This is a genomic window from Pseudoalteromonas luteoviolacea, from assembly GCF_021654285.1.
GTDB classification, from domain to species: domain Bacteria; phylum Pseudomonadota; class Gammaproteobacteria; order Enterobacterales; family Alteromonadaceae; genus Pseudoalteromonas; species Pseudoalteromonas luteoviolacea_J.
Window position 1 is genome coordinate 1 of sequence record NZ_JAKFZS010000060.1, and the last position, 9,968, is coordinate 9,968.

The 9,968-nt window shown below is 39.0% G+C and carries 7 protein-coding genes; 6 read left to right on the plus strand and 1 reads right to left on the minus strand.

Features of this window, described 5'->3' with window-relative positions; translation table 11 throughout:
• Positions 1-258 precede the first annotated feature (258 nt).
• Entirely contained in the window at positions 259-783 is a 525-nt protein-coding gene (locus L1077_RS26610) for a hypothetical protein (RefSeq protein ID WP_237139786.1), read from the minus strand.
• A gap of 1,319 nt (positions 784-2,102) precedes the next feature.
• Between L1077_RS26610 and L1077_RS26615 the strand changes: the two genes are divergently transcribed.
• The 6 genes from L1077_RS26615 (at position 2,103) to L1077_RS26640 (ending at position 9,836) form a co-directional block, all read left to right on the plus strand.
• Entirely contained in the window at positions 2,103-2,336 is a 234-nt protein-coding gene (locus L1077_RS26615) for a hypothetical protein (protein WP_237139787.1), read from the plus strand.
• Positions 2,337-2,784: 448 nt separating this feature from the next.
• Positions 2,785-3,699, plus strand: coding sequence for a GGDEF domain-containing protein (locus L1077_RS27675; protein ID WP_237139788.1), 915 nt, complete (start codon positions 2,785-2,787; stop codon positions 3,697-3,699).
• Positions 3,700-3,842: 143 nt separating this feature from the next.
• On the plus strand, positions 3,843-4,016 hold the full coding sequence (locus tag L1077_RS26625; RefSeq protein ID WP_237139789.1) for a hypothetical protein: 174 nt from the start codon (positions 3,843-3,845) through the stop codon (positions 4,014-4,016).
• Positions 4,017-4,272: 256 nt separating this feature from the next.
• Positions 4,273-4,467 carry a hypothetical protein gene (locus tag L1077_RS26630; RefSeq protein ID WP_063360488.1) on the plus strand — a complete coding sequence of 65 codons (195 nt, stop codon included), beginning with the start codon at positions 4,273-4,275 and terminating at the stop codon, positions 4,465-4,467.
• Between the two features lie 210 nt (positions 4,468-4,677).
• Positions 4,678-7,962, plus strand: coding sequence for a sensor histidine kinase (locus tag L1077_RS26635; protein ID WP_237139790.1), 3,285 nt, complete (start codon positions 4,678-4,680; stop codon positions 7,960-7,962).
• A 215-nt stretch (positions 7,963-8,177) separates the two neighbouring features.
• Positions 8,178-9,836 (plus strand): tannase/feruloyl esterase family alpha/beta hydrolase, encoded by a 1,659-nt coding sequence (locus L1077_RS26640; protein WP_237139791.1) that lies wholly within the window; start codon positions 8,178-8,180, stop codon positions 9,834-9,836.
• The last annotated feature ends 132 nt before the right edge of the window (positions 9,837-9,968 follow it).

Consider the following 9,968-nt stretch of genomic DNA (forward strand, 5'->3'; position numbering starts at 1 on the left):
GGCCTATCACCACTATAAAAAGAGAACTTCTCAGGTTACAAATTAATACAAATCAATTGAATTTATTTTCAAAATCAGTCAGAGAATACAACTATCAAAAACAATTAGGTTAATCTAATATAAAATCGTATTTTATAAATTTAAATTTACCCCCTAAACCATCCTAATTAAAAACGTAGGCTAAACCGAGTTATACTTTGGAAAGTATAAGTACAGCTCGGTTATCTTTTATTTGAATTCGAACATATCCATATTTATCTAACGTCGAAATGGACAGGCGCCAATAACTCTATCTGCAAATAAATCAACAATAGGCAGGTATCCGTTGTATCTCGCCCATAAACCAGCATCATTTGTGATATAACCATCATTCACAATTGAATCAATACGTGCATATATCTCGTTTATATCTGGGCTAACAACACAACGTGTATGCATATTGAAGCTATCAGCTAATCTTTTGAAGCGCTCCAATGTCATTGTTGAACTGGGGGCAACCTGATAGCTACAAATCACAGCAATGGAACTATCAAAGAAATCAACAATAGGATAGTATTTAAACTGTTTCCCCCAATTTGCAGCGTTATTTGTAATAACTCTTTGCCTTAAAGCCCAATCTATTCTGCTGATTGCATTTGATTCGCTTGGTTTAGCTGCACAGCGACTGTTTAATACATTATCAAAATAAGCTTGAAAGCGATAAGCAGATGTATCTGTTGCTGCTTTTACTGATAAAGATGAAAAAGCCAGACTGGCTGCAACAAGCAATGTTGTTAGTTTCATATTAGTTACTCATTAAAAAATTAATGTAAAGGGTCCGCATCTAAGGCCACGACGCACATGATGCACTGTTAAAGTATTCCACTGGCGATGTAGATCTAATCAATCGTGAAAGCAAGCTTCAAAGGGGCATGTAAGGACCTTCATCTAATTAGAACATCCAAATCCCACGCTTCTCATAAAAAGCTTTTAATAAAGGACTCATGTGAGATGTACTTTTAATATTTACCCACTGTAACGTATCCGACTTCCATGACACTCTTCCATGACTTTCCAGCAAGTTTCACACCGCCAAAATGCTACAAGAAACAATTTTTATAAAATTAATTATCCAATTCATAATGTGAACATTTCTTAAGCGACTTTATTTTTACATAGATAAAAAGCGAAAAACAAAAGTTCATCCCAATACAAGCATCAGGATTAATATGGCAATAAAAATAAAAATAAAAGCATAATTTTCATAATACTAACAAAATAAAAATGCAAATTTATAAATTATGGGTGATATTAGAATCGATCAAGTTTAAAATCTGCAATATTGTAGATAATGGATTGGTTCTATAGAAACATCAATAAACTGTAGATCATAAACATAACCCATTGCATTAACTCACATTTATTAACATAATGTTTAACAACAAGCGATAAACCCATTTAATTAAATAAAGCAAATCACTCTAGATATCTAGGCTTTAATAGCAAAAAACTATAATAAAAATAAGAATAGAACAATTTATTGCGCAAACCACCTCTTTCTGACCTCAATTTAAAGCTTATTGGTAATAAACTGTCTACGCATTCTTTCCGCATTCAGTTTTGATATCACTTTAAAAGTTTAAATTTTCTGTATAAAACTTGTTCCAGAAAGAACTAAGGCACAATAACATCGCGATAGTGAGTAGGCTGAATACATAAGAATACTCATACAAGATTCACTGGCAGGTAACTAAAGCTTCGCTCATCAGTCCATTTTTTCAATGATTTAACTCTGCTTATTTATCAACTTGTATGAATGCTGCTGACTGGCATTCGTACTGATATAGTACGATGTTGAGATTCTCTCTAATATGTGAGTCAGCAACCGGTTCTTAATGTGAACAAATAAATTTATTGGCACTGAGTAAGAAATAACGACAAGCCTCCTTAAGCACCATGGCTTTCATGAACTCGTAACTTTTATAAATATCACCAGACTGCTGGCGCCACCACGCCTAATATATTGGCTTCAAAAAAACAAACGCACAAATTGACAGCGATGTCATTTAGTGGCAGATTTAATCTGTACATTTATCAACCAGCCAAAACAAAAGGAATTAAAAATGAAAAAGTTAGCACCTTTAAGTGCAGCACTCCTCATGTCATTCATGGCAGCACCTAGCTTTGATGCTCAAGCAGCGGAACAATACACCCAATGTACATATAAAAAAGTTGCGGGTGCACCTTGGGCGGGAGAGTATCGCTACACACAACTTTCAGGTCATGTAACTTGTCCTGCAAATTTAGCAGTCACTATTGGCTACTATAAGCTTATCAGTCAGAGACATATCAACTAATTGCAGTATAAAAAGTATTGAGGGCTAAACATTCATGGGGATGCCCTCTTGTACCAATGCTTCGAAAAAGCCCTCGCTTTCATCTTTTAATCATACGTACATTTGGCTGATATAAAGGTAGGATAAATTAAACAAAACTCCCCTGCTAAACAATGAGTTCTTCCAAACAGCAAGATTATAAAGCCAGCTCACCCTTATTGGATTTCCCATATTGTCATCCAGTACGACACAAACGACAGAGTCAACACGTGTAAATAACGGCATGTCCGCTTTCAAAAAAGGGACACTATTGATGATTTAAAATTGTGATTTACACTTATAGCTGTAGATATTTTATTTTTTTGAAGGTATTCCTATTCTTAAGTTAAAAGAGCGCTTTGGTGCACTGACTAAAGCACAGCCAATTCTGATCAATCGATATCCAACATACGCAGCTTATTTACTTATTGTGACGGCTGCGTTTTTACTTTATTACCCAGTGCGTTACGCTATCAGCAATAGTTATGGCTTAGCTATTGCTGTGGTGATTGTGATTGCTGCGCTCCTGTTTACAGCTGTACGTCTATTCCAAGGACGCCTTAGCGTATTAAAGTGCATTGTTTTGAGTGCGGTCTTGGGAAGTACGCTGATATATTTTTCCTTTCAATCTCCCATTATTGCCGTGATTTGGTTGCCAGCTTTTCTCGTCGGCGTATTTATGGTCTTTCCATTTAAAATGGCCTGTTTTACAAACAGTAGCTGCTGGGCTGTTATTACATATTTAACCTTTATGAACTTACATATAGAGATAGCACTTAGATCGGCAATGTCTTCCGGTCTTGTCATGTTATTAACAGCAGTTATCGTGAGGACGTATAATGAAGCCATTCAAGCTGCTGAAAATGTTGCAACCAAAGATCCATTAACCGGCGCACTCAATCGACGAACGCTCATAGAAAATATTGAGCTTGAATCAGAACGAGTAACAAGATATGGCCAAACCTGCTCTATCATCATGATAGATTTAGATAACTTTAAGGTATTGAATGACAAATTGGGTCATGGGATCGGGGATGAAATGTTGGTCAACTTCGTGAAGTTGGTTCAACAATATACCCGCAAGAATGACAAGCTATTTAGGCTAGGAGGAGATGAGTTCATGTTACTCATACCCGGTATGAACGCACACACTGCCGAAACTTTTATTGCCCGCATCCAAAATTTAGTTCCATCTCAACTCTCTGTAGACAGTGTTGCACTCGGTATGAGCTTTGGCGTATGCGAAGTTACAGCCGACACCGCGATTGAGCAATTACTTGAACTAGCAGATCAAGCCCTATATCAAAATAAAGCGCAAAGAAAAGAGCAAAATAATCCAATATGAAACCATATGATATTAATGCTTTTATTTTTTATTAAAAGCATATTCTAGTGTTAACACCAGTTTAAATAAAACTTTTTATTTACTTTTTAAAATCAAATTAATAACATTGCATTGTCAATTATGCTTGAATAAGGAAAATAAAAATGAAAGTTCAACTAATAAAGAAAAGCCTAAAAAACCTAAATAAAAGCAATGAATTAAATCACAACGCAACACCACAAGTTGGTGGAGGTGCTGAGCCTTCAATTTACCCAGTTTGTCGTCCTACAAACCCAGTTATCTGCTGGACTGGCGGACGCGGATGTGTAACTAGATAATAAGGTGATTTGACTGCTGATTCTCAAGCAGTCACTTCATAAAATACCATCTGTGCACATTTTAATGATCGCAATATGGTGGTATTTGTTGGAAGCGCTTGATATTTAAAATGCACTTTTTCGACATTTTTTATGAGACCTGATTTAAACTATTTAAAGATTTTAGCAGGTAGATTTATTACATTAAGTTAAAAACCCGTTTAGCTGTGTTTACACTAAATCGAAATTATCAAAAATAGTATTTTAAGGAGAAAATATGAAACTTAAAAAGAAACAAATTAAGTTATTAAACAAAGACCAAAAAACACTGGCAGCAAAACAAACTCAGTACGTTGCAGGCGCTTACAATAGCAGGCGCTGTTACACAGAGTTAGTGATGTGTGGCACCACAACCTGTCCATCACAGCATCCTGAATGTGAAACTTTACTTTGTAATACGTATTGGTGCTAAGACCTGTTTTAAACGCGCTTTCAAACGATTGCGTGTTTAACCTCATTCTTAAATTCTTCAACTTTAATACTTTCCAATTCCCTTATCGGCTTAATGTGATAATATCATCCTACTTTCAAAGGATTGCAATGTAGCTAATTATGCTGCTCTAAGCTCAAGGCCATAGCTATAATATGGTCATACCGTAAACTCTCTTTGGGAAGTATATTATTGTACCGATTCATCGCTTGCCTGTTGTGTACTATAACTGCTTTTTCTGCAGCTACGCATAATGCCTCTCCACATAACGCGATATATGAGCTAACTGTAGAAAAACCCCAACCTGTAAGGTGGCAAGACACCGCTAATATAGCCTTACCACAGGGAAGCCCCGTATTAAAAAAATCGACTCAAAAAGATTTAGATAAAACTATACAAATAAGTTGGGAAAACACCGAAAACTATACAGCTCAATCCATTGAGATATTAACATCGAAGATTATGGGAGCAGCTTTTACGCCTGTTAGCAGCAATCGCCCCCCTCCACTTTGGACTCAAGTAAAACCCGCTCAATTTGAGCTAAGCACATTGTCAGATATCAGGCACTTTTCTACACGCCAAGGCCTACCCACTGGTGCCATTTATAAAACTGTTCAAGATCAAACAGGCGCTTTATGGCTCGCCACCAATGGAGAGGGACTTTGCCAATATATTGGAGATCACTTTAGGTGCTTTAACGATAGTCAAGGCCTTAACAATAACCGAGTGTGGGATATCGCTAAAACCAGCTCCAATAAATTAGTACTTGCAACAGACAAAGGCCTGAACATTTTTGATGGACATCAATTTCAAATACTTGAAATTGATAAAAAGCCATTTCTAGATAAAGTGAATAACGTTGAAGTTATCGATGAAACCATCTTTTTCTCAACGCAAAGCGCCTTATATCAATTTGACAATCACACCCTAAAAACACTAAGTAATGATATCAAAACTGAACAGCTCTTTGATTTGAGTGCTGATGGCGACTCACTCTGGATTGCATCAAGCTCAGGATTACTTAAATTCGAACAAGGTGAATTGTCGCAATATCAGTTTGATAATCAGTGCCAAGGTAGTGCTAATACAGTAACAAGTTCAAAGCAGCACATTTACTTTGCGCTTAATAGCGGCCAGGTTTGCCGAGTTGATAAATCAACACGCAATGTTGCGGTCTTGTCTGGCATAGACACCCCAAACGTCACAGCGCTTATGTTTGACAGTGAGCGTGAGACATTATGGATAGGTGATGATAGCTGGGGGGTATTCAAACTAAAGGGCTATCACGCCTATAACTATAATAAAAAAAATGGCCTTAGCGATAAACATATACGCGGTTTAATGAAAGATACTCAGGGTCATATTTGGGTATCTACCTACGGTAGTGGTATTAATAGACTCCGCGAGGCGGGATTTAGGCTACTTTCAAAACGCAGTGGCTTACTCAATGAACGTGTCAGTGCTTTGGCAAATATCAATGATCAGTTATGGCTCGGCCAATATGGCACTGGGGTACAAATACTCGAACATGATGAGTGGTTAACGCCTGTCGCCACTCTGTTCAATCGCTACATCCATAGTATTGCAAAAGATGACCAAGACCGTGTTTGGCTGGGCAGCCGCCAAGGCATAATGATCTTAACCCAAGATATTAGTACCCATGTTTGGCATGAACAAGGCTTATCTGCTGATATTGTTCACCAAATAGTTTCTGCTTCTGATGGCTGTATGTATATAGCGACACAAAACGGTCTGTACCGTAGCTGTGACGGGAAGTTGCAACTCCTAAAACTTACTCAAACTGAATATGTAATAGATGTTTTTATTGATAGTATTCAGCGTGTATGGTTTGTAACTAATGGCGGTGGCACCTATTTTTTAGAAAATGATATGGTGTATAAATTCACAGAAGCCGGCGGCTTCCCCAGCAACTGGGCATACAGTATCGAACAAGATGACAACCAAATTATCTATATAGGCACAAGATCTGGTGTACTTGCGCTCAAAGAAGATAATAAACGTTGGCTTGGACGTCATATCAGCAAGCAAGAAGGCCTCAGTAGCAATATTGTACTTGGTTTAAGATACCATCAAGACGCACTTTGGATTGGTACAGAGCGGGGCAATAATCGGCTTAAAACCACCCAACTTTTTAAATCTGATGCCCCATTAGAGCTGGATGCTTTTGTCTATGACAATGGCTACATTGCCGTCGATGCAACTCTGAATACAGCAGCTTTGCTTGAGAATACATTCTATTGGGGCTCTGGTAGTGGGCTTACATACTTTAACCCAGACAATTTTGACATCACTCCCAATTTAAAAAGCATGTTACTCGAAGTGACATCATTAGACATAGATGGCAACCACTCCTACCCGTCAATAAGTCAAACACAAGCGAGCAACTTAGCGTTTTCTTCAGACACTTTGCAAATCACCTTTAAGTTTAGTCACAATGACTGGACATCCCCTGAGCGAGTTATGTATCAGACTCGCTTGCGCGGCAGTAGTGAAATATGGAGTGAACCGACAAGTTTAAGCGAAATTACATACAACCATCTTTCACCCGGAGACTATGAGTTTCAGGTAAGAGCCACAGCGCGAGGTCAGCATGGGCAACCTATTAGCTACTCGTTCACATTGCTCGCGCCCTGGTGGCAAACATGGCCAGCCTATTCAATTATGTTAATTACAGCACTGCTTTGTATGTACCAAGCAATGAAGTGGCGGTTTAGCATTTTAGCTACTCAGCAAAGAGTAAAAGACAGAGCCGAGTTTTCTGAAGCACTGCTGGCACGAAAAAAACAGCTCTTAGCTGAAGTTTCCCATGAGATCCGTACCCCATTAAGCGTGTTAAAAATGTCCATCGAAGGACTGGAATATAACCTATTAGAAGACACTGAAAAAACCTATGAATTGCTGCATAGACGCATAGGAGACATCAATAAACTCGTCGCAGATATTGATCAATTGGCAATGACAGAGCTAGAGGAGCGCCCGCTAAATAGAGCTTATCACCCAGTAAAGCCTTGGTTAGTCTCATGGTGCAATGATGCAAAAGATCGGGTAACTCAACGTCCAGATTCTCAATTTCAGTATGATATTAGGTTATCTGATCAATTATTCATGCACGCCGATTTAGATAGGCTGACACAAGTACTCTCCAATATCTTATCAAACAGCTTAAGATACAGTGCTGCACCGGCAACTATTCAGTTAAGGGCATACTTAAAATCAGGTCAATTAAACATTTCAATCAGAGACAGTGCGCCCGGCGTTTCTGACTCCGAGCTTAAAGATATTTTTAAGCGTATGTATCAAAGCGAACAAAATAAGACATTATACAAAGGCGGCACAGGACTTGGTCTTGCCATATGCCAAGACTTAATCACACGCCATGGCGGTATTATCAGCGCCAGTCATAGTGAAATAGGTGGCGTTAGGATCAAGATAACCTTACCTATTTTGGAAGTCTAACCATACTTCAACAAATATGAGCTCCCAAAACCAATAAGATGTTTCAACTACCGAGGCATATTTATCTGAATAAGTAACACACTTACAAGCCCTGATAGACTAATTACAACAGCTAAATGATAACAAATCTCTTGAGTTTCTAAAGTCTATACAAGACAATGAATCTAATTGATAATTATTATCAGTTACAGACCTTTAAAAGGAGATAAATGGGTATGAAGATAAAATTTAGCTTAACTAGTAAGATGTCCTATCCGCTGGCTTTTGTGTGTGTTAGTAGTGTATCAACTCAATTAATGGCTGCACAAACTGAGCCTCAACTCAGTGCAGAAGAACGCGCCTGCATGTCACTGCGCTTCGACGATTTCTCGAAACTTGAAAGAGGTGAAGCTGCAACCAATGTGATCGAGTCGAGCTTTATAAAAGGGTATCAAATGAATGCCACTGAGTCTGAGTGGGCCTACAAACACAGCAGACTTATGGGCGCACCAATTCCTAGATCTCAGACACAACTGCCAGATCATTGCTTAGTAAAAGGATACGTATCGCCTACAATTCGATTTGAACTTCGCTTGCCAGCAAGAGAGCTGTGGAACCAAAAATATCTACTCAACGCCTGTATGGGTTTTTGTGGCGATGTTAGCCCCTACCCACCAATGGCTGGAATAGTTAGGCACTACGCAACCATGAGCCATGATGGCGGCCATACCGCATATGGCTTTGACGGTAAATGGGCCAGAAACAACCAGCAATTGAAAATAGACTTTGCTTATCGCGCCAACCATGTGGTCGCTGTTGCAGCAAAAGCCATCATGGAAAAGTTTTATCATACACAGCCACAATATTCGTTCATAACTGGCTGCTCAAAAGGTGGGCACGCTGGTGTCATGGCAGCTAAGCGCTACCCTAATGATTTTGACGGTGTAATAGCACGAGGCCCAACGGTAAACTATACCGATGTAAACCTGGTCAACTGCATGGATAATGCCCGAGCTGTTTTAAATGACAGAGATGAGCCAATTTTATCATCACAAGAAATTCCCATGATAGCCAGCGCAGTTTTGAACGCATGTGATCACAAGGATGGACTAGTAGATGGTGTGATCAGTGATCCGAGACTTTGTGATTTTGACCCACAAACTCTAGCCTGTGAGGCAGGCCAAGTAAACAATTGTTTGTCAAATCAGCAAGTCGAAGCTGTTAAAGCTTTATATGCTCCATCCAAAAATGCACAAGGCGAGGTAATTTATGGCGGTTTACCTTACGGCTCAGAGCCCGAATGGGTTGGCTGGGTCACCCCACTGCTCACTCAACTTCAGCCATTTGCCTATTATGCCGCAACTGAATATTTAAAGTACCTCGCTTATCCAGAAGCCCTTGATATCGACTACGATTGGCGAGATTTTTCATATCAAGATGAGAAAGAAAACCTTAGAGAAATCAGCAAGCTAATAGATGCTGATGACCCAGATCTACGGCAGTTCAAAGACAGTGGCGGTAAAATGATTGTACTTCACGGCTGGTCTGATGCGGCAATTCCGGCATATGCAACAATTGATTGGTATGAGAATGTAGAATCATTTATGCATAGCCACCATCAGGAAGTTAGAGACTTTGCTCGGTTGTTTGTACTGCCAGGCGTGATCCACTGTGGCATAGATGGACCGGGCAACTCCACCTTTGACGCCATAAGTGCACTTGAAGCTTGGGTGATAGGCGGTGTCGCTCCTGACTCTTTGCTCACCCAAAAAGAAAATGCGCTAGGTGAGGTCATCAAGGAACAACCTGCTTACCCCTATCCAATGCAAGCTGTTTATAACGGTAAGGGTGACCCAACAAAAGCAACTAGCTTTCATGCAGGATTTATAAAATAATCAATATACAAAAATAGCGATGCTTAAATATCGCTATTTTTATGAAGAAAATTATAACCAACCAAACTTTCTCTTATAAATCAATATTGGCATAAATTTAAATCCTAGAAAGGACCTTTAGTTCATAGCGAA